The following is an 18,623-nucleotide window of genomic DNA, read 5'->3' as shown; positions in this document are numbered from 1 at the left end:
CAGCGGCTTCGTCGCGGGGCGCGGCCACGCACTCCGGCCGTCGCGGGGCGCGGCCATGCACCCCGGCCGTCGCGGGGCACGGCCACGCACCCAGACCACGGCCTATCCCGCCGAACTGACCGGCCGTGACCAGTTCGGCGTCGTCCCCGTCAACCGGCACACCGCCAGATACAGCGGTATCGGCGGTGTGTAGGGCAGCGTCCCCTCGGGCCGGTGAAGAAGGGACGGCACCACCGGGGCGTCCGGAACAACCGCCCCGGTGGCGTACTGGGCGGGCGCCGGCCACTCCAGCGCGTAGTCGGAGTCACCCGGCACGAGCCACCACCAGTGCGTGTCATCGGCGTACACGCACCCCACCCGTGGCACCCGGGGCACCAGCTGCTGCCCCAGCAGCACCGGCACCCCCACCGCGTCGCAGCCCAGCGGTGCCGTCATCCCCTCCGGCACGGCCAGCTTCCGCGACGTCCCCGGCGTCTGGAAACCGCGCCCGAGCCGGACCAGCGTGTCCATGGTCAGCACCCGGCCGCCGGACCCGGCCCTCACGCCCATCCGCCCCCCGTCCCGTGGCCGCGGGCCTCCCCCTCGGGCGCCGCTCTGTGATGCTCCTCCGGCTCGTCCCCCTGACCCGGACCACCGGCGGGACCGGGCTTCGGCCGGGCCCCCCAGCCCAGGTCGTTGCGCGGGCCGGTGTCCTCACGGGGTGCGTCCGCCTTGCGCGGCAGCTCCGCCCAGACGAGCAGACCGGGGCCGTGCTCATGGGCGCCCCACGCGTGACAGAGGGAGTCGACGAGGAGCAATCCCCTCCCGTGCTCCTCTTCGTCGCGCTGCGAGGCCGGGTGGGGCTCACCCGCCGCGCAGCCCTCGTCACGTACGGCTATCCGGACCAGGTCGTCATCGTCGTGCAGCTCGCAGACCACACGACTGCTGGCGGTGTGCACGATGGCGTTGGTGACCAGCTCGGAGACCACCAGGGCGGCCGAGTCGCAGGTGTCCTCGCAGACTGACCAGAAGGTCAGCCGCGCCCTCGTCAGGCGTCTGGCCTGCGCGGGAGAACCCGGGTGCGCGGCCAGCTCGAAACGGAACCGGCGCCGGGCAGCGGCCCTGTCGGGGCCCACTCCCTCGGCGGCACCGAGACCCTGGGGGTGGTCAGCGGCAGCGTCTGTTCCTAAGGGCGGGGACGGAATCACGCTTGCCACTATCGCCCCGTCGTGAACACTTGGCAAGTGTCACTCTGAAAAATGCAGAGTGCGGTGTGACGTGGTGATGGGCCGTGGCACACTGCTCGCAACAGCATCTTGAGCGGCGCCAGTTGGGATCACTGGAGATCCGTGCGGATCGGCATTCGTGCCGATGTTTGTATCCGTACAGATCTTCGAATAGGTCTTCGAATGGCGCCGCTGGGCTGTCAGCATGCAGGTGGCTGTGACATCCGTAAGCGACTTCGTGGAGGTGGAGCGTGAGTGAACCGCGGTCCGCGCCGACGGTCGGCCAGGTCGTCCTCGGCCGGCGCCTGCTGGACCTGCGGGAACGCGCCGGGCTCAAGCGTGAGGAAGCCGCCCGCATCCTCCGCGTCGCGCCCGCCACGGTCCGCCGCATGGAGATGGCCGAGGTCGGCCTCAAGATCCCGTACCTCCAGCTCCTGCTGAAGGCCTACGGCGTCTCCGACCAGGAGGCCGAGGACTTCGTGCAGCTCGCCGAGGACGCCAACCGGCCCGGCTGGTGGCAGCGCTTCCACGACGTGCTGCCCGGCTGGTTCTCGATGCACGTCAGTCTGGAGGGCGCCGCCGCGCTCATCCGCGAGTACGAACCGCACTTCGTGCCCGGTCTGCTCCAGACCGAGGACTACGCGCGTGGCGTGCTGCGCTCCGGCGCCATCGGCCAGACCAGCCCCGAGGACATCGAGCGCCATGTGGCCCTGCGCATGGAACGTCAAGGACTGCTCACCCGTCAGGACGCGCCCCGGCTGTGGGTCGTCATGGACGAGACCGTGCTGCGCCGCCCCGTCGGCGGCCCGGAGGTGATGCGTGCCCAGATCGACAAACTGCTCGAGGCAACGAAGCTGCCCAACGTGACGCTCCAGGTCGCCCCGTTCGCCAACGGGCCGCACCCCGGCACGTACGGGCCCTTCGTGCTCTTCCGATTTGCCGTGCCCGAACTTCCGGACATGGTCTACAGCGAGTACCTGACCGGCGCGATCTATCTGGACGCGCGCGTCGAGGTGGCGACCCACCTCGAGGTCATGGACCGCATGGCGGCGCAGGCCGCTACAGCACATCGCACGAAGGAGATCCTCCGGGACCTCCGCAAGGAGTTGTGAATGAACCGCATCAAGCCGCGCATACCCGTCTACAACGGCATGCCCGCCAGGGAGTTGGGGAGCGAAGGCTGGCACAAGCCGTGGAGCGGCGGCAACGGCGGCAACTGCCTGGAGGCGATGAAGCTCGCCGACGGCAGGATCGCCGTCCGCCAGTCCACCGACCCGGACGGACCGGCGCTGATCTACACGACTGACGAGATGACCGCGTTCATCGAGGGCGCGAAGGCGGGGGTGGCCGACTTCCTGCTCTCCTGACCTCGTTGCTCAATTGATGGGTAAGCACTGATGGTTGAGATCGACACCACCGAGCCCCGGGAGGTGGGGCGCAAGCCCTGAGTCGTCTGGGAGGGGTCAGAACCAGGACGCCATGCGACGCGGAGCATCCACCAGCCTGCTGACGGCCACCACCGGCAGCGGTGGCTGCTCCGCCTTGCCGCTGCTGAGGTCCAGGCCGTAGTAGATCTGCTCGATGGACGGCGGGCCGACCGCGAGATTGCGCCGGACCGCCGACGCCGACGACTGCTCCCCGGTCTCCACGAGATACGCCGCCGCCATGGTGCCGGTACGGCCGACCCCCGCACCGCAGTGCACGAACACCGGCCCGGCCGACCGTGCCACCACGTCGAGGAACCGCCGCACCTGCGCGGGCTTCGGCGTCTGCCCGTCCCGGATCGGCAGCCGTACGACCTTCAGGCCGGCCTTCTCCGGCTCGGCGAGCTGTGCCGCGCTCAGGTCCTCCGCGCGCAGGTCGACGACCGTGGTGATCCCCAGGCCGGCCAGCGCCCGGTACCCGGCGGGCGAGGGGGCGGCACCGCGCCACAGCCGCCCCTGGGTGTCGACGGGCTGGAAGTTGTGCACCCCCCGCACCGCGCGCGTCCCGGACGGGGCCGGGGTCTCCTGGCGCGCCCAGTACGACAGGGCCAGGATGCCCAGCGCTCCGGTGGCCCACAGGGTGAGGTAGCCGAGAACGACGTACAGCAGGAGCCGCAGACAGCGCCGGGACAGCGGCCGCTCACGGAGAGCGGGCGGGGGCAGGGTTGCGGTGAGAACAGCCATGGGCGACCCGGGGGACTAGGGGACGGGGTGCGCCTTGGCATGGTAACCCGATGGTTGTTTGAGAATCTTGTCCGTGTACGTGTGCTTATGCTCACCGTAAACGCAGGTCAGCGACAGTCGATGGGTCCGGTGAGTCCGGTGAGTCCGGTGAGTCCGGTGGGTCCTGCGGGTCCGGTGAGCCCGGTGGGTCCCTTCCGTCTCAGTCGTCGTCCCGGTCCGCGTCCCCGATGCCGACGACCATGAGGTGGGCCCGCTCCAGGGTCGCGTCCTCCAGGCAGCCCCGCAGCCGCATCCGGTCGTGCGAGGTGAGGGCGGGCCGTACGACCCCCGCGTACAGCCCGTCGCCCAGGTCCCCCAGGGTCGCGTGCCGCAGCGGCACGGACGTGGAGTCCCGGCAGCGCTCCCAGACCTGCTGGGCGGCGAGCGACCGCCGCTGAGCCGTCGTGTCGGGGCCGCGCATGTCGACCTGGACGACGACCGACGTCGCCGCGCTGTCGTTCGCGTCCTCGTCCCGGGTCTGCGTGAGATCGGCGAGACCCGCGACGAGCCCGCCGAGCAGGGCCACACCCACGACCCCCACGGCGGCGACGCGGACGGTACGGCTCCGGGAACGCCCGGCGCCGAGCGGCGGAAGGTCTTCCAGGTCCTCCGAGCCGCCGCCGCCACCGCCGCCGCCGTCACCGTCGTCGGGCGCGGCGGGTGCCGTGAGCACCGCGAGGCGCCCGGCGAGCCGCCGCTCGGCGGGCCTGGCCGTCGCCGACGCGACCCGCTGCACCACCCACGCGATCCCCGACAGCAGCACACCGGTGACCATGAGCACCGGCACGAAGACATACGTCCGCTCGGCCGGATCGTCCAGCCAGCCGAACCGGGTGCCGGTCCTGTCCGGTCCGGAGTCGCCACGCAGCCGGGCCAGCGCGTCCTCCTGCCGTGCGGCCAGCTCCCGCTGCCGCCGGTCCGAGTCGCGCAGCCGGTCCTCGATCCGGGTGAGCCGCCCCAGCATCACGATCCCGAGCAGCATCACCTCGACGACCAGCAGCAGCACCCCGCACAGCATCGCCCGCTGCCACTGCCACCGGTACAGATAGACGACGAGGTAGGTGGCCGCCCCGGCGGCGGCGAGGCTTCCGAAGAGGTAGGCGACCTTTCTCATGGCACGTCTCCGGCCACCCGCACCGGCGCGCAACCGGCCCGCCCCGACGCCTCCTCGACCCGTACGTCCCCGGTCGTGCCGTCGACGGTGAGGCGGGACCCCGGCGGGAAACGCCGTACCGCGTCCGTGGCGCCCACCACCGCGGGCAGCCCGAACTCCCTTGCCAGCACGGCGAGATGGGACAGCGGGCTGCCGGTCTGCGCGACCAGGGCGGTCAGGCCCGGCAGCAGCGGGGCGAGCGCGGGATCCAGCGTGCGCACCACGAGCACCGCGTCCGACGGCCGGGCCCCGGTCCCGTCCCACACCGTCCCGACGGCCCGCCCGCCGGACACACCCCGACCGCCCTCCCCGTCCTCGCGCTCGGCGACGACCGTCCCCTCCGCGAGCCGGAACGCGTCCGGCAACGGCGGCGACTCGGCCGCGGGCAACCGTTCCGCGAAGTCACCGGGCAGCGGATCGCCGTAGAGGACGTCCGCGAGCTCCTTCCACCGCAGCAGCGCCAGCCGCCCGGCCTCGACACCGATCCGCCGCGCCGCCTCGCGCACCAGCCTGACCTGGAGTTCCTGTATCCACCTGACGCGGAGCCGGAGGGCTTCGCGGGGCGGCAGGGCGGGCGAGCGGGGGGCGGTGCGATGTTCGGTGGGTTGCTCGGCCGGTCGTTCGGCCAGGGACACCGCCGTCTCCGTCTCGGGGGCACCCCGGAGCTGGTCGCGCCCGGCCGGCCGTTCCCGTACGGCGTTCCCGGCCCCCGGCGCCCCCTGTCCGACCTGCCCCGGCCGCTGATCTCGTACGACATTCCCGGCGCCCGGCAACCGCCCGGGACCCCGCACGCTCGGCGCGGTGAGTGCCAGTACCACCGGGGTCGTCGCGATCACCCGCTCGTCGGGGACGCCCCGGGCGCGGGCCTCGGACAGGGCCTTCAGGGCCGAGCCCGCGGCGGTGCGGTGGTCCGGCGGTGCCGGGAGGAGGGCACCCGCCAGGGCCTCCTGGGCGTGCAGGGAGACCAGGACCGCGCGGGTCCAGCGGAGTTCCGCGGCGAGGTCGGGGTCGGCGAGGGTGGAGGGGGCCGGTATCCGTGCGAGCCGGGCGTCGACGTCCGCCACGAGGTCCAGGGCCAGGCCGGGCAGGGCGGCACCGAGGCGGCCCACCCGCCACGCCGAACCGAGCCGACGCGCCCCGGGTGCCGGATTGAGCAGCGCGAGCCAATGGTGCCGTGGAGCGACGGCACCGAGCAGCCGTAGATCCGCCGCGGCCCGTCCGCCGACCGTCGTGACCACGGGCACCGTGCGCAGCAGCCGCCGGGGTGCGCTGCCGCCGATGTCCAGCGCGGCGGCGAGTCCGCGGGCCATGGGCGCCACCCACAGGTCCTCCTCCAGCGGCGCCAGTTGCTCCGGCAGCGTCTCGGCGACCGGGCCGGGACCCAGCAGCCTGGCCCCGCGCGCCGGACGCACCGCCATCGCCGTGATCGGGCGGCTCTGGAACAGCCACAGCCGCCCGTCCGCGCCGAAGCCGAACTCGATGTCCTGCGGTGAGCCGAACACCCGCCGGGCCCGCCGCGCGAGCCGGGCCAGCCGGAACAGCTCGGACCGGGTGAGCAACGGCTCCGCATGGCCCGTCCCCTCGGTCCGCAGCAGCCGTCCCCGCCGGCTCAGCCAGTGGTCCGTGCCCGCCTGCTCACCGCTGACCAGGCTGTCCGGCCCGCCGCGCACCGCGCTCACCAGCATCCGGTCGGCGCGTCCCCCGACCGGGTCGGCACCGAACATCACCCCGCCTACCCGGGCCTTGAGCATCGGCTGCACCAGCACCGCCATGGGCGCGGTGGACCCGTCGGGCCGTTCCGCCGAGTCGAGGACGGTCCGCACCGCCGTACGAAAGGCCGGCCAGCCGCGCACGTCCAGCACGGAGGCGAACTGGCCGGCGAGCGACGACTCCTCCGTGTCCTCCTGGGGCGAGGAGGACCGTACGACGAGGGGGCGGGTGCCATCGTGGGAGAGTTCGCGCCAGGCGCGGTGCAGGGTGTCCTGGTCGGGGGCGGTACTGGTGCGTTGTGGGGTCGTACCGTCCGCGCTGGGGATCACGAAGCCGGGCAGTACCGGGAGTCCTGCGCGGGCCGCGCGGGCGAGGTTGGCGGCCTTCGAGCCCGCTGTCATGGGGGCCGCGGCCGCCGGGCGCTCCAGCGGGACGGCGGCCCGGGAGATCCGGCCGTACGCCTCGGCGCGGTCGGAGCGGGCCGCGCCCCGGCGGCCTTCCCCGTCGCGGGCACCCTCTCCGTGACGTTCGTCGAGCGTCGTCATGAACACCCTCCAGGACCGACCGCCAACAGGGGGGACGCGCGGGGGTGGCCCTGCGCCTGACGGCGGAACGAAGGACGGGGGTGGGCCGCTGCCGACCCGAACGGGCACGACGGCAGCTCGCCTCCTTTCCCGATGATCCCACCGCTGTTCTGATCCATATAGCCCATAAGTCATTTTTCGGGCGCTCGGTGGGAGAAATCGGGAGCCGGCAGGAGAGCGCGGCCGGGGACTGGTCCTCGGGGAGCAGGTGCGGGCTCGTCCTTGGGCAGGAGGGGCCGGGCGGCGGCTCGTCCGAAGGCAGGAGGGGCGGGGCGGCGGCTCGTCCGAAGGCAGGAGGTGGGTGAGTGGGGGTGGGGGGTCGGGTTCTCTTCGGCGGCCTAGGTCTCGCCCGGCGGCAACGCCCCGCACAGCGCCTCCAGTGCGGCGCCGTACGCGTGCTCGGGAGGTGTCGCGTACCCGACGACCAGACCGTCGTGGGCCGGCATGGCTGTGGCCGACGCGTCCGGGTGGCGGAACTCCGCGAGCCCGTCGAGGGCCACGCCCCGCCAGACCGCGGCCTTCACGGCGGACCGCTCGGTGCCTGGCGGCAGCCGCAGCACCGCGTGCAGACCCGCCGCGACACCGCCGACCTCGATGTGCGGCGCGTGCTCGGCCAGCGCGGCGACGAGCCGGTCCCGGCGGCCGCGGTACCGCTGCCGCATCCGCCGTACGTGACGGTCGTAGGCCCCGGAGACGATGAGGTCGGCGAGGGCCAGCTGGTCGAGGACGCTCGCCCAGGCCTCCCGCTCGCCCTTGGCCGCGAGCACGCCGTCGACGTACCGCTCCGGCAGCACCATCCAGCCCAGCCGCACCGCGGGCGACAGGCTCTTGCTGACCGAGCCGACGAGGATCACCCGCTCGGGGTCGAGGCTCTGGAGCGCGCCGACGGGCTTGCGGTCGTAGCGGAACTCGCCGTCGTAGTCGTCCTCCAGCACCACCGCGCCCCGCGCGCGTGCCCAGCCGACCACCGCGGACCGCCGTTCGGCGTGCAGCGGGCCGCCGGTGGGGAACTGGTGCGCGGGGGTGAGCAGCACGGCCCGCTCGCGCGCCAACAGGTCGACCCGCGCGCCGTGCTCGTCGAGGGGGAGCGGTACGGTCCTGACGCCCTCGGCGCCGAGCAGTTCGCGGTGGAAGGGCAGTCCGTACGCCTCCACGGCCAGCGGACCGCGCAGGACACCGCCTCCGAACAGCAGCCGCAGGGCGTGCGCGAACCCGGAGCACACCACGATCCGCCCCGGCTCCGTCCGCACGCCCCGCACACGTGCCAGGTACTCGGCGAGCGCCTCCCTCAGCTCGGGCCGGCCGGCGGGGTCGCCGGGTCCGAAGGCCTCGTTGGGGGCGTGCTGGAGGGCCCGGCGGTAGGAGGCGAGCCAGGCGGTCCGGGGGAAGGCGGAGGCGTCGGGGGTGCCCTGTCGGAGGTCGTGGCGGTGGGGGCGGGGACGGGAGCGGGGGTGGGGTTGGGGGTGGGGGCGGTGTGCCGGGGGGGTTGTGGGTGGGTTCGGGTCGCCTGTCGAGAGGGTGTGTCCGGTTGAGCGGGTGTGTCCGGGGGAGCGGGTGCGTCCGGTGGTTCCGGGTGGCTCGGTGCGTTCGGCGACCCGGGTTCCCGAGCCCTGGCGGGCGGTGAGCCAGCCCTCCGCGACCAGCTCGGCGTACGCGTCGGCCACCGTGTTGCGGGCGACGCCGAGGTCGGCGGCGAGCGAGCGGTAGGGCGGCAGCCGGGTGCCGGGGGCGAGCCGGCCACCTCGCACCGCGTCCCGCAGCGCCCGGATCAGCACGGCCCGTCTGCTGCCCGGCCCGGAGAGGTCCAGGTGCAGGTCGGCGCCGATCCGCTCCGCGTAATTGACCCATGATTCCGCCATGGAAATGCACCCTACAGCCGGTCTTTCCGAACCGTAGATTCATCACATGACGACGAACACGAACGTGACGGATACGGCTCGACTGAACTTCGCGAAGGCCGCTCCGAAGGTCTTCCGCGCCCTCATCGGCTTCGACGCGGCGGCTCGCGAGGGACTGGACCCCGGTCTCGTCGAACTGATCCAGATCCGCGCCTCCCACCTCAACCGCTGCGCCTACTGCCTCCACATGCACACCAACGACGCCCGCAAGGCCGGCGAGTCCGAGGATCGGCTGCACATGGTCCCGGTGTGGCGCGAGGCCCGCCATTTCTTCACCGAGCGGGAACAGGCGGCCCTGGCCCTCACGGAGGCGGTCACCCTGATGTCCTCCGCCGGCGTCCCCGACGAGGTCTACGCGGAGGCCGCGGCCCAGTTCGACGAAGGGGAACTGGCCCATGTGCTGTCCCTGATCCTCACGATCAACACGTGGAACAGGGTGGCGCTGTCGACGGGGAAGGTGGCGGGGACGGACGAGCGGGGCTGACGGTCGCGCGTTCGTTCCGTGGGGGTCTCGGCGGTGCGTGCCCTGGGCTTCCCGGCGCTGCGTTCTCCGGGCTTCTCGGCGGTGTGTTCCCCGGGCTTCCCTGTGGTGTGTTCCTCGGGCTTCCCGGCCCTGGCGTTCTCCGGGATTCCCGGCCGTGCGTTCCTCGGGCCTCCCGGCCGTGCGACCTACACCGTCATGGGTCGGTCGTACGGCCCTATCGGCGCCGGCAGTTGCGAGCTGCCCGTCAGATAGCGGTCGACCGCCGCGGCCACCGCCCGCCCCTCCGCGATGGCCCACACGATCAACGACTGGCCCCGGGCCGCGTCCCCCGCGGCGAACACCCCCGGCACATTCGTGCCGAACCCCAGGTCCCGCGCGACCGTCCCCCGGGGCTCCATGGTCAGCCCCAACTGCTCCACCAGCCCGTCGCCCCGATCCGGGCCCGTGAATCCGAGCGCGAGCAGCACGAGGTCGGCCGGAAGCGTCCGTTCCGTCCCCGCGACCGCCCGCCGTCCCGCGTCCACCTCGACGAGACGGAGCGCCCGCACCCGCCCGTCGGCGTCCCCCTCGAACCGGAGCGTGGACGCGGCGAACAGCCGCGCGTCGGCGTCGGCGGCGGGCGCCGACTCCAGGTCCCGGGCCTCCTCGTGCGCGGCGGAGAGCCGGTAGATCTTCGGATACGTCGGCCACGGCTCGACGTCCTCGTCCCGCTCGTCCCCGGGCCGCGCGTAGATGTCCAACTGCGTCACGGACGCGGCCCCTTCCCGTACCGCCGTCCCCAGACAGTCGGCCCCCGTGTCACCCCCGCCCACGATGACGACATGCTTCCCTGCGGCCGACATCGGCGACACCGCGAGGTCCCCCTCGCACACCCGGTTCGCCAGTGGCAGATACTCCATGGCCTGCTGGACCCCGGCCAACTCCCGCCCCGGCACGTCCAGTTCACGCCACGCCGTGGCCCCGGTCGCGATCACCACCGCGTCGTAGCGCGTCCGCAGCTCGGCAGCCCCGACATCCCGCCCGACCGCCGTGCCGGTACGGAACTTCGTTCCCTCGGCCCGCATCTGCTCGATCCGCCGCTCCAGATGACGCTTCTCCATCTTGAACTCCGGGATGCCGTACCGCATCAGCCCGCCCGGCCGGTCGTCCCGCTCGTACACCGCGACCGTGTGCCCCGCCCGGGTCAACTGCTGTGCCGCGGCCAGTCCGGTCGGCCCCGACCCGATCACCGCGACCGTCCGCCCGGACAGCCGGTCCGGCGGCTGCGGCGGCGCGAACCCCAACTCCCAGGCCCGGTCCGCGACGGCCACCTCGACGTTCTTGATGGTGACCGCCGGCTGGTTGATGGCGAGCACGCACCCCGCCTCGCAGGGCGCCGGGCACAACCGCCCCGTGAACTCGGGGAAGTTGTTCGTCGCGTGCAGCCGGTCGGCCGCCTGCCGCCAGTCCTCCCGGGAGACCAGGTCGTTCCACTCGGGGATGAGGTTCCCCAGCGGACAGGCGTCGTGACAGAACGGGACGCCGCAGTCCATGCAACGGTCCGCCTGCCTGCTGACGATGGGCAGCAGCGCCCCCGGGACGTACACCTCGTCCCAGTCCCGGACCCGCTCCCGCACCGGCCTGCGCGGCCAGTCCTGGCGGGCGGTGGTCATGAATCCCTTGGGATCGGCCATGGCCGTCTTCCTCGCTCGCGCTGGTGACACCGACGCGGGCGACACTGCCGTGCGTCATCGGGCGGCACTCCTGCGGAACTCCTTTCGGCCACGATACGACTCGTGGGCCACTTGCGCAGAGTGCCGGTGAACCCCTTCGGCAGCGCTTTCTCCCGGCCTCGGCGAGGGGCGCGGGGCACGGGGCGAGGGGCGAGGGGCCCGCGGTGAGGGGCGCGCGGCGCCGTGGCTCAGGTGAGGGCGAGGACGTACGCCACCGCCGCCGCGCCCGAGGCGACCATGCGGACGTGGTTCCATATCGTCCACTCGCGCACGAACGTCGGCCAGTACGCCGTCGCCTCCGCGGTGCCCGGCTCCAGCTTGAGCAGTGCGTCGTTGCGGGGCACGTTCGCCACCATCGTCAGCCCGAACGAGCCGAACAGGTACAGCGCGCTGCCCAGCAGCAGCTCCACCGTCCCCTCGTCCGGCCACAGCACGAACGTCACCACCGCGATCATCGCGGACAGCACGGCCGAACCGGCGAAGACCGTCATGAACGCCGGTCGCACCGCCGTCACGTTGATCGCGTTCATCGCGGCGACGCCCTGCGCCGGCGGCAGCGCGGCGAGTCCCTTCATCACGAAGGTCGAGAACGCGCAGAACACCCCGGCCACCAGCCCGGTCCCGAGCACTCCCAGCACCACCAGCACGAAGTAAGGCCCGTCGATCATCACCACACCAGCTCCCACATCCGGCCGAGCCCCCGGCCCGGCGCCACCCGTCCCCACCAGTGAATCCCGCCCCCACCCCGCCAGCCATGCCCATCCCGCGCAAGCCCATACGCGAACGTCCACACCGACCCGATCCCACCCAGCCGCCGACCGTGCCCGCTGCGGCGGGCGACCCGCGAGACCCAGCCCCCGTTCTCAACGACGGGCAGGCGCTCACTTCGCCTCCCTCCCCGCCCACCCCCTCAGCCCGCCACCTCCTCCACGCCCACACCGCGCCACCCCCTCAGCACCGCCTCCACCCCTCCCGCGATCCGCCGCCGCGCCTCATGCCGTGCCACCCCGCTCATCAGCAACGCGTCGTACGGCGTGTCCACATGCCGTACGGAGGCCACCACCGCCGACACCACCGCCCCCTCCGACAACGCCCGCCCCGCCGCACTCCGCCCCACCCGCCCACTGCCCCGCAGGGACGCATGCGAGGCGATCCCCCGGGCCCGGTCCACCGGGCACCCCGGGAACAGCCGCCGTATCTCCGCGGCGAACGCCTCCGCGAACCGCACGTCCTCCACCGCCCGCCGCCCCACGTCCCGCACCCGGCGCCGCCGCCGTGCCTCCGCGTCGGCCAGGCACCGTTCCTCGGCCCGCGCCAGCCCCGCCTCCTCGACGAGCACCCCCTGCCGTTCGTAACGCCCCTTGCGCCGGTTGAACCGCACCACGACCGCCGACAGCACGCTCTCCTCCCGCGACCGCCGCGTCAGCGCGGTGTCACCGCGCGGCAGGAACACCAGGTGCCCCAGGTCGGCGCAGTCGAGACACCGCGGCGCCCCGCCCTCCATCACGAGCATCGGCAACGGCCCGCCCCGGCACTCCGCACAGTGCCGTCTCCGCAACGGCTGGACGACGAGAGGTCCACCACGGGTCGGGGGAGTAGCGAGTCCTGCCATGAGGAGTTCATTCCCCAGGCACACCCCCCACCGACACCGGCGGAGGCCCATGAGCGCGACCCGAACAGCACGCCGGCTGACGCATCATGGCCGTGTGCGACTCGAAGCGATCACCTGGGACCGACTCGGCGATCAACTGGCCGACCGCCTGCTCGACCTGAAGCCGGCGGACGGCAGCCCCTGGCCGCGCGTGGCCCTCGACGGCGCCCCCGCGGCCCACCCGGGAGAACTCGCCGAACGGGTCGGCGGGGCCCTGCGCGTACGCGGCCGCCCCTCGCTCGTCGTCGGCACCCAGGGCTTCCTGCGCCCCGCCTCGCTCCGCCTGGAGTACGGCCACCACGACCTGGAGGCCTACTACGACGGCTGGTTCGACACCGCCGCCCTCTGGCGCGAGGTCTTCGGCCCCCTCGAACCCGGCGGCGACGGCCGCGTCCTGCCCGACCTGTGGGACCCGGTCACCGACCGCGCCACCCGCAGCCCCTACGTCCAACTCCCGCCCGGTGGCGTCCTGTTGCTCCACGGCCCCCTCCTGCTGCGCCACTGGTTCCCCTTCGACCTGACCGTCCACGTCCTCCTCTCCGACGGCGCCCTCCGCCGCCGTACCCCCGACACCGACCACTGGACCCTGCCCGCCTACGCGCGCTACGCCGACGAGACCGACCCGGCCGGCACCGCCGACGTCCTGGTCCGGGCCGACGACCCCCGACACCCGGCGTGGAGCGGCTGACCCCGCTGTCCGAACGGTCACGGACCGGACCGCCGGCACCGGTGGCCGTTACCGCCGGGTTCCGGGTGCGCGCCCCCGCGGGCGCGGCGAGAATGTAGGGCGCCGGGACTTGCGGTGCCCTCCGCGCCGCGCCGGCCGTCCGGCACCGGGAGGTACTCGATGACCACCGCCGGAGACATCATGCACCGGGGCGCCCAGTGGATCCCCGCGCACGAGACCCTCGACCGCGCCGCCCAGCTGATGCGTGAACTCGGCGTCGGAGCCCTGCCCATCAGCGACTCGAACGAACGGCTCTGCGGCATCCTCACCGACCGCGACATCGTCGTCGGCTGTGTGGCCATGGGCCACGACCCGGCCAAGGTCACCGCCGGCGAGATGGCCCAGGGCACGCCCCGCTGGATCGACTCCGGAGCCGATGTCGACGACGTCCTGCACGAGATGCAGGAACACCAGATCCGCAGGCTCCCCGTCATCGAGAACAAGCGCCTGGTGGGCATGATCAGCGAGGCCGACCTGGCCCGGCACCTGACGGACGAACAGATCGCCGGATGGGCCGAGAGCGTCTACGCGCGCGCCTCCACCACCCGCTGATCCGCCGGCCCGAGAGCCCCGGTCACAGCCAGCCGTTGCGCCGGAAGCCGCGGTACAGGGTCAGACAGGCCACGGCTATCACGCTCATGACGAGGGGATAGCCGAACGTCCAGTGCAGCTCCGGCATGTGGTCGAAGTTCATGCCGTAGACCCCGCAGACCATCGTCGGCACGGCGATGACCGCGGCCCAGGCGGTGATCTTCCGCATGTCCTCGTTCTGCGCGACCGTCACCTGCGCGAGGTGCGCCTGAAGAATGGAGTTGAGCAGTTCGTCGAAGGCGGCGATCTGCTCCTTGGCGCGCAGTAGATGGTCGGAGACATCGCGGAAGTACGCCTGTATCTCCGGGGCGATGACCTGGACCGGCCGTGTGGAGAGATCCTCCAGCGGACGGCTGAGCGGGACCACCGCCCGCTTCAGCTCCAGGAGTTCACGCTTGAGCTGGTAGATGCGGCCCGGGTCGACCCGGGCGCCGTTCTCCGCGAACACCGCCGTCTCGACCAGGTCGATGTCCGACTGCATGGAGTCGGTGACGCTCAGGTAGTCGTCGACCACATGGTCCGCGATCGCGTGCAGCACCGCGGCCGGTCCCTTGGCGAGCTGGCGCGGGTCGGACTCCAGCTCCTCGCGCAACGGGCCGAGCGAGCCGTGCCGTCCGTGCCGCACCGTGATCACGAAGTCCTCGCCGACGAACACCATGATCTCGCCGGTGTTGACCACCTCGCTCGTCGCCGTCAGCTCTTCGTGCTCCACGTAGCAGACCGTCTTGAACACCGCGAACAGCGTCTCGCCGTAGCGCTCCACCTTCGGGCGCTGATGGGCCTCGACCGCGTCCTCGACAGCCAGTGGATGCAGGTCGAAGAGGTCCGCGATGCCCTCGAACTCATGGTCCGACGGCTCGTGCAGTCCGAGCCAGACGAAACCGTCCCGGCTCTTGCGCATCCGCTCCACGGTGTCGACCAGATCGCCGCCCACCGGGACCCGGGCGCCCTCCTTGTAGGTCACGCAGTTGACCACCGAGGTGCCCAGCGGGGAGCGGGCGTGGTGGCTCAGGTCGACGCGCGGGAGCCGCCTCGCCAGCCGTGCCACCCTGCGCAGGCCGCCGACCCTGCCGAGGCTCGTGACCTTGCGCAGATTCCCTGCCATGGACATCGGGATCTCCTTGCGTGGACCTCCGTGCGACGCGTTCACCGCGCCCTGGCGAGCCAGTTTGCCAGGTCGACGTAAGGGCCGGGTGAGCCTGTGGACAGAGGGGATTCCGCTTGGTTCCCGCCTGTGGAAAACCTCTCCCGCCGGCCCCGGCCGCCGGTCGCGGTGAAGTGCGGACGTCGGTCATCTCGTCGTGGCGACCGCGTCGTCCGGTCAAGACAAGCCCGGCAACTGGGATCATCTCGGCATGACACGAACCGACGGGTATCTCCTCGACAACCGGCGGTCGGAGGCGGCGGAGCGCTTCGACGCCTTCGCCACCCTCTTCGACCCCACGACCTTCCGGCACCTCGAAGGATTCGGCATCGGACCCGGCTGGCGCTGCTGGGAGGTCGGCGCGGGCGGCACGTCCGTGGTGTCCTGGCTGGCCAAGAAGGTCGGCCCGACCGGAAAGGTCGTCGCGACCGACATCGACACCACCCGGCTCGCCGCGGCCGCCCGCCCGCCGGTCGCCGTACGCGTCCACGACGTGAGCGCCGAGGAGCCGCCGGGGGAGGGCTTCGACCTGGTGCACGCCCGGCTCGTGCTCGTCCATGTGCCGGACCGGGAGCGGGCGTTGCGTTCGATGATCGACGCCCTGCGCCCCGGCGGACGGCTGCTGATCGAGGACGCCGACCCCGCGCTCCAGCCCCTGACCTGCCCCGACGAGCACGGCCCCGAGCAACAGCTGGCGAACCGGCTGCGCCAGGGCTTCCGCCGGCTCCTCGCCGACCGCGGTGCCGACCTCTCTTACGGCCGCACCCTCCCGCGTCTGCTCCGCGAGGCCGGGCTGCGCCAGGTGACGGCCGACGCGTACTTCCCGCTCGCCTCGCCCGCCTGCGCCGCCCTGGAGTCCGCGACCGTCCGCCAGATCCGCGACCAGCTCGTCACGGCGGGCCTCGCCACGGACGAGGACATCGACCAGCACCTCGCCAACGTCGCCACCGGCACGATGGACCTGGCCACGGCCCCGATGATCTCGGCGTGGGGACGCAAGGCGTAGACGGCGGCGCAAGAGACGCGCAAGAGACATAGAGACAGAGAGAGGGGGCGGGAGTCGGCGAGGCCGGAGCCGTGACGTCGTCGGGCGGCAGGCTCCGGTGCCGGCCCGGCGCGGTGAACCACCGGTCGGCACCACCGCGACCACCGCGACCACCACGGACCACCGACCGGCCGTCAGTCCCGCACCGGCGGCCTCCCGCCCACCCGCTCCACCGCCAGCGCACCCGCCGCGCACCCCTCGGCCGCCGCCTCCTCGGGTTCGGCGCCCGTCAGCAGCGCCGCGAGGAACGCGCCCGTGAACGCGTCGCCCGCCCCGGTGGTGTCCCGGGGCGTCGCCGCCACCGCGGGCACCTGGGCGTACACACTGCCGGACCGGGCGAGCAGCGCGCCCTCCGAGCCCTGCTTGGCGACCACCAGCGGAACATGGCGGCTCAACTTGGCCGCCGCGTCCGCCGGATCGGGCAGCCCGGTGAGCAGATACGCCTCGTCCCGGCTGGGCAGCAGGACGTCCACCTCCTCGACCAGCGCGAGGAAGCGGTCCACCCCCAGCTCCCGGAGGAAACCCGCCGACGCCGGATCCAGACTCACCGGCACCCCACGCGCGCGTGCCGACTCCAAGGCCACCGCCACCAGCGCCCGACTCGACTCGGAGAACAGCAGATAGCCCGACAGATGCAGCCGTACGACGCCGTCGAGCAGCGCGTCCGACCAGTCGTCCGGCGTCAGCCGCAGCGACGCCCCGCTGTCGGTGAGCAGGGTCCGCTCGGCGGCGGCGCCGGTGTCGACGAGGCAGATCACCGTCCCGGTCGGGGCCTCGGGATCGACGACGAGCCTAGGCCGCACCCCGCACGCGGCCAGCTCCCGCTCGTGCCAGGCGGCCGTCTCCGCGCCCACCCGCCCGAGCAGCCGCACCTCCGCACCGCCCCCGCGGGCCGCCCAGCAGGCCACGTTGGCGCCCGCGCCGCCCGGCACCGTACGGATCGCCGCGGCCGTGTCCGTCCCGCCGGCCAGCGGCCCCCGGTGCCGGGCGACGACGTCCGTGATGACGTCCCCGACGACCAGCAGAGCGCCACCCGCCCGGGACCCCGGCCGGTCCGTCGTCACGCCCCGGCCCAGGCCGCCGCGATCCGCCCTGCCAGACGCACGTTGCCGCGCACCGCCGCGAGGTTGGCGCTCAGCGAGGCACCGTCGGTGTGCCGCACCAGATGGTCCAGCAGGAACGGGGTCACCCCCTGCCCGGTGACCCCCGCCTCCGCGCACGCGCGCAGCGCTTCCGCGAGCACACGCGTGTGCAGTTCGGGATCCAGCTGCTGCGCCTCCGGCACGGGATTCGCGACGATCAGCGAGGACCCGGGCCCGTCGAGCGCGTCCTGGGCCCGCATCACGTCCGCGACCTCGTCCGGCGTGTTCAGCGTCCACTCCACGGGGTGGCCCGAGTCGGACAGGTAGAAGCCCGGGAAGCGGTCCGTGCCGTAGCCGGTCACCGCCACCCCCAGCGTCTCCAGCCGCTGGAGCGTCGCGGGCACGTCCAGGATCGACTTCACGCCCGCGCACACCACGGTGATCCGGGTACGCGCCAGCAGGCCGAGGTCGGCCGACTCGTCCTGCGTGACCGTCCACTCCCGGTGCACCCCGCCGAGGCCGCCGGTGGCGAAAACGCGTACCCCGGCCAGCGCCGCCAGCTGTGCCGTCGCCGACACCGTGGTCGCCCCGCTCGCCCCGGTGGCCACCGCGAGCGGCAGATCGCGGTGGCCCAGCTTGCGGATCCCGTCCTCATTCGCGACCCGCTCCAACTGTTCCTTGTCCAGGCCGACATGGGGCCGCCCGTCGAGTACGGCGATGGTCGCCGGTACGGCGCCCTCCTGCCGTACGACGTCCTCCAGCTCCAGCGCGACCTGGAGATTGCGCGGGCGCGGCAGCCCGTGCGCGATGATCGTGGACTCCAGGGCCACCACGGGCCGACGCGCGTCGATCGCCTCGCGCACCTCTTGGGACACCACCAGCACCACGGGCCTGCCTCCTGTCGTCGGTCTTCCCTCATCTCTGGCGGGCGGCACGGCCGGTCAAACCCTTGCGGACGGTGGCGGAGGACACCAGCCTGGGGTGCATGACGGACAACTCGACACGTCTCGACCATGTCGTCCTCTGGGTGAGCGACCCGGTGGCGTCGGCCGACTTCTACGAGAAGACGCTCGGCATGGAACCCCTGAGGATCACCGACTTCGCCGCGGGGGCGGTGCCCTTCCCCTCCGTACGGCTCAACGACGAAACCATCTTCGACCTGATGCCGCTCACCATGGCGGAACGCATGAAGATGCTGCCGGGCGCCGCCGAGAGCGCGGGACACCCCGTCAATCATGTCTGCCTGGCCCTGCCCGCCGACGATTTCGAGACACTCCGCGCCCGCGTCGAGGAACGCTCGGTGCCCGCCTCGGACATCTCCCACGACTCCTTCGGCGCCCGCGGCCTCGCCCGGCGGAGCTTCTACTTCCGCGACCCCGACGGGAACGTCTTCGAGGCGCGCCACTACGACTGACACACGCCCTCACGAC

The 18,623-nt window shown here is 73.0% G+C and carries 19 protein-coding genes; 7 read left to right on the top strand and 12 right to left on the bottom strand.

Translation table 11 applies throughout. From position 1 onward, the window contains the following. Positions 1–102: 102 nt before the first annotated feature. Both G3I78_RS20975 and G3I78_RS20970 read right to left on the bottom strand, forming a co-directional pair. Positions 103–549: a hypothetical protein gene (locus G3I78_RS20975; protein WP_164426787.1), complete on the bottom strand. Its 447-nt coding sequence runs from the start codon at positions 547–549 to the stop codon at positions 103–105. Then, positions 540–1,196: an ATP-binding protein gene (locus tag G3I78_RS20970; protein ID WP_343243810.1), complete on the bottom strand. Its 657-nt coding sequence runs from the start codon at positions 1,194–1,196 to the stop codon at positions 540–542. The genes G3I78_RS20975 and G3I78_RS20970 overlap by 10 nt, the downstream gene beginning before the upstream one ends. Before the next feature lie 260 nt (positions 1,197–1,456). Here G3I78_RS20970 and G3I78_RS20965 point away from each other — a divergent pair, with 260 nt between their 5' ends. Both G3I78_RS20965 and G3I78_RS20960 read left to right on the top strand, forming a co-directional pair. After that, positions 1,457–2,317, top strand: coding sequence for a helix-turn-helix transcriptional regulator (locus G3I78_RS20965; RefSeq protein WP_059206135.1), 861 nt, complete (start codon positions 1,457–1,459; stop codon positions 2,315–2,317). Beyond that, the gene (locus G3I78_RS20960) at positions 2,318–2,572 is read left to right on the top strand and encodes a DUF397 domain-containing protein (protein ID WP_123760041.1); all 255 of its coding nucleotides are present in this window, start codon (positions 2,318–2,320) and stop codon (positions 2,570–2,572) included. A 96-nt stretch (positions 2,573–2,668) separates the two neighbouring features. On the opposite strand, the gene G3I78_RS20955 is transcribed toward G3I78_RS20960, so the two are convergent. The 4 genes from G3I78_RS20955 to G3I78_RS20940 all read right to left on the bottom strand — a co-directional run bounded on the left by G3I78_RS20955 (position 2,669) and on the right by G3I78_RS20940 (position 8,718). Next, positions 2,669–3,373 (bottom strand): tyrosine-protein phosphatase, encoded by a 705-nt coding sequence (locus G3I78_RS20955; RefSeq protein WP_164426784.1) that lies wholly within the window; start codon positions 3,371–3,373, stop codon positions 2,669–2,671. A 199-nt stretch (positions 3,374–3,572) separates the two neighbouring features. Then, a complete protein-coding gene (locus tag G3I78_RS20950) occupies positions 3,573–4,526 on the bottom strand; it encodes a hypothetical protein (protein ID WP_164426782.1) in 954 nt (317 codons plus the stop codon). After that, entirely contained in the window at positions 4,523–6,820 is a 2,298-nt protein-coding gene (locus tag G3I78_RS20945) for a PEP/pyruvate-binding domain-containing protein (RefSeq protein ID WP_164426780.1), read from the bottom strand. The genes G3I78_RS20950 and G3I78_RS20945 overlap by 4 nt, the downstream gene beginning before the upstream one ends. A 377-nt stretch (positions 6,821–7,197) precedes the next feature. Then, positions 7,198–8,718 (bottom strand): PLP-dependent aminotransferase family protein, encoded by a 1,521-nt coding sequence (locus G3I78_RS20940; RefSeq protein WP_164426778.1) that lies wholly within the window; start codon positions 8,716–8,718, stop codon positions 7,198–7,200. 46 nt (positions 8,719–8,764) lie between these two features. Between G3I78_RS20940 and G3I78_RS20935 the strand changes: the two genes are divergently transcribed. Beyond that, positions 8,765–9,241: a carboxymuconolactone decarboxylase family protein gene (locus tag G3I78_RS20935; protein ID WP_164426776.1), complete on the top strand. Its 477-nt coding sequence runs from the start codon at positions 8,765–8,767 to the stop codon at positions 9,239–9,241. Positions 9,242–9,426: 185 nt separating this feature from the next. Here G3I78_RS20935 and G3I78_RS20930 read toward each other — a convergent pair whose 3' ends face one another. The 3 genes from G3I78_RS20930 to G3I78_RS20920 all read right to left on the bottom strand — a co-directional run bounded on the left by G3I78_RS20930 (position 9,427) and on the right by G3I78_RS20920 (position 12,565). Continuing rightward, positions 9,427–10,914 carry a glutamate synthase subunit beta gene (locus G3I78_RS20930; protein WP_164426774.1) on the bottom strand — a complete coding sequence of 496 codons (1,488 nt, stop codon included), beginning with the start codon at positions 10,912–10,914 and terminating at the stop codon, positions 9,427–9,429. 227 nt (positions 10,915–11,141) lie between these two features. Further along, positions 11,142–11,621 (bottom strand): anthrone oxygenase family protein, encoded by a 480-nt coding sequence (locus tag G3I78_RS20925; RefSeq protein WP_164426772.1) that lies wholly within the window; start codon positions 11,619–11,621, stop codon positions 11,142–11,144. Between the two features lie 242 nt (positions 11,622–11,863). After that, complete coding sequence (locus tag G3I78_RS20920) at positions 11,864–12,565, bottom strand: DUF2293 domain-containing protein (protein WP_164426770.1); 702 nt, start codon at positions 12,563–12,565, stop codon at positions 11,864–11,866. A gap of 94 nt (positions 12,566–12,659) precedes the next feature. Between G3I78_RS20920 and G3I78_RS20915 the strand changes: the two genes are divergently transcribed. Continuing rightward, a complete protein-coding gene (locus G3I78_RS20915; RefSeq protein ID WP_164426768.1) occupies positions 12,660–13,292 on the top strand; it encodes a uridine kinase in 633 nt (210 codons plus the stop codon). Positions 13,293–13,451: 159 nt separating this feature from the next. Further along, positions 13,452–13,883, top strand: coding sequence for a CBS domain-containing protein (locus G3I78_RS20910; protein ID WP_164426766.1), 432 nt, complete (start codon positions 13,452–13,454; stop codon positions 13,881–13,883). A gap of 22 nt (positions 13,884–13,905) precedes the next feature. Here the strand turns inward: G3I78_RS20910 and G3I78_RS20905 are convergent, their stop codons facing one another. Next, entirely contained in the window at positions 13,906–15,033 is a 1,128-nt protein-coding gene (locus G3I78_RS20905) for a magnesium and cobalt transport protein CorA (protein ID WP_164426764.1), read from the bottom strand. Positions 15,034–15,277: 244 nt separating this feature from the next. On the opposite strand from G3I78_RS20905, the gene G3I78_RS20900 reads away from it, so the two are divergent. After that, positions 15,278–16,072, top strand: a complete 795-nt coding sequence (locus tag G3I78_RS20900) for a methyltransferase domain-containing protein (protein WP_164426762.1) — start codon at positions 15,278–15,280, stop codon at positions 16,070–16,072. A gap of 173 nt (positions 16,073–16,245) precedes the next feature. Here the strand turns inward: G3I78_RS20900 and G3I78_RS20895 are convergent, their stop codons facing one another. Together G3I78_RS20895 and G3I78_RS20890 are read right to left on the bottom strand one after the other, a co-directional pair. Then, complete coding sequence (locus tag G3I78_RS20895) at positions 16,246–17,175, bottom strand: sugar kinase (protein ID WP_164426760.1); 930 nt, start codon at positions 17,173–17,175, stop codon at positions 16,246–16,248. Continuing rightward, the gene (locus tag G3I78_RS20890; RefSeq protein ID WP_343243809.1) at positions 17,172–18,080 is read right to left on the bottom strand and encodes a pseudouridine-5'-phosphate glycosidase; all 909 of its coding nucleotides are present in this window, start codon (positions 18,078–18,080) and stop codon (positions 17,172–17,174) included. Before G3I78_RS20890 ends, G3I78_RS20895 begins: the two co-directional genes overlap by 4 nt. 98 nt (positions 18,081–18,178) lie before the next feature. Between G3I78_RS20890 and G3I78_RS20885 the strand changes: the two genes are divergently transcribed. Beyond that, complete coding sequence (locus tag G3I78_RS20885; RefSeq protein ID WP_164426758.1) at positions 18,179–18,607, top strand: VOC family protein; 429 nt, start codon at positions 18,179–18,181, stop codon at positions 18,605–18,607. The last annotated feature ends 16 nt before the right edge of the window (positions 18,608–18,623 follow it).

It is taken from the genome of Streptomyces sp. SID13726 (assembly GCF_010548375.1).
Lineage (GTDB): Bacteria > Actinomycetota > Actinomycetes > Streptomycetales > Streptomycetaceae > Streptomyces.
This window is presented reverse-complemented; position numbering and strand designations above follow the sequence as displayed.

Bases quoted from the DNA above. Each gene is read 5' to 3' on its own strand.
- G3I78_RS20975 (WP_164426787.1), bottom strand. From the start codon at position 549: ATGGGCGTGAGGGCCGGGTCCGGCGGCCGGGTGCTGACCATGGACACG.
- G3I78_RS20960 (WP_123760041.1), top strand. From the start codon at position 2,318: ATGAACCGCATCAAGCCGCGCATACCCGTCTACAACGGCATGCCCGCC.
- G3I78_RS20955 (WP_164426784.1), bottom strand. From the start codon at position 3,373: ATGGCTGTTCTCACCGCAACCCTGCCCCCGCCCGCTCTCCGTGAGCGG.
- G3I78_RS20950 (WP_164426782.1), bottom strand. From the start codon at position 4,526: ATGAGAAAGGTCGCCTACCTCTTCGGAAGCCTCGCCGCCGCCGGGGCG.
- G3I78_RS20945 (WP_164426780.1), bottom strand. From the start codon at position 6,820: ATGACGACGCTCGACGAACGTCACGGAGAGGGTGCCCGCGACGGGGAA.
- G3I78_RS20940 (WP_164426778.1), bottom strand. From the start codon at position 8,718: ATGGCGGAATCATGGGTCAATTACGCGGAGCGGATCGGCGCCGACCTG.
- G3I78_RS20935 (WP_164426776.1), top strand. From the start codon at position 8,765: ATGACGACGAACACGAACGTGACGGATACGGCTCGACTGAACTTCGCG.
- G3I78_RS20930 (WP_164426774.1), bottom strand. From the start codon at position 10,914: ATGGCCGATCCCAAGGGATTCATGACCACCGCCCGCCAGGACTGGCCG.
- G3I78_RS20925 (WP_164426772.1), bottom strand. From the start codon at position 11,621: ATGATCGACGGGCCTTACTTCGTGCTGGTGGTGCTGGGAGTGCTCGGG.
- G3I78_RS20920 (WP_164426770.1), bottom strand. From the start codon at position 12,565: ATGGCAGGACTCGCTACTCCCCCGACCCGTGGTGGACCTCTCGTCGTC.
- G3I78_RS20910 (WP_164426766.1), top strand. From the start codon at position 13,452: ATGACCACCGCCGGAGACATCATGCACCGGGGCGCCCAGTGGATCCCC.
- G3I78_RS20905 (WP_164426764.1), bottom strand. From the start codon at position 15,033: ATGTCCATGGCAGGGAATCTGCGCAAGGTCACGAGCCTCGGCAGGGTC.
- G3I78_RS20900 (WP_164426762.1), top strand. From the start codon at position 15,278: ATGACACGAACCGACGGGTATCTCCTCGACAACCGGCGGTCGGAGGCG.
- G3I78_RS20885 (WP_164426758.1), top strand. From the start codon at position 18,179: ATGACGGACAACTCGACACGTCTCGACCATGTCGTCCTCTGGGTGAGC.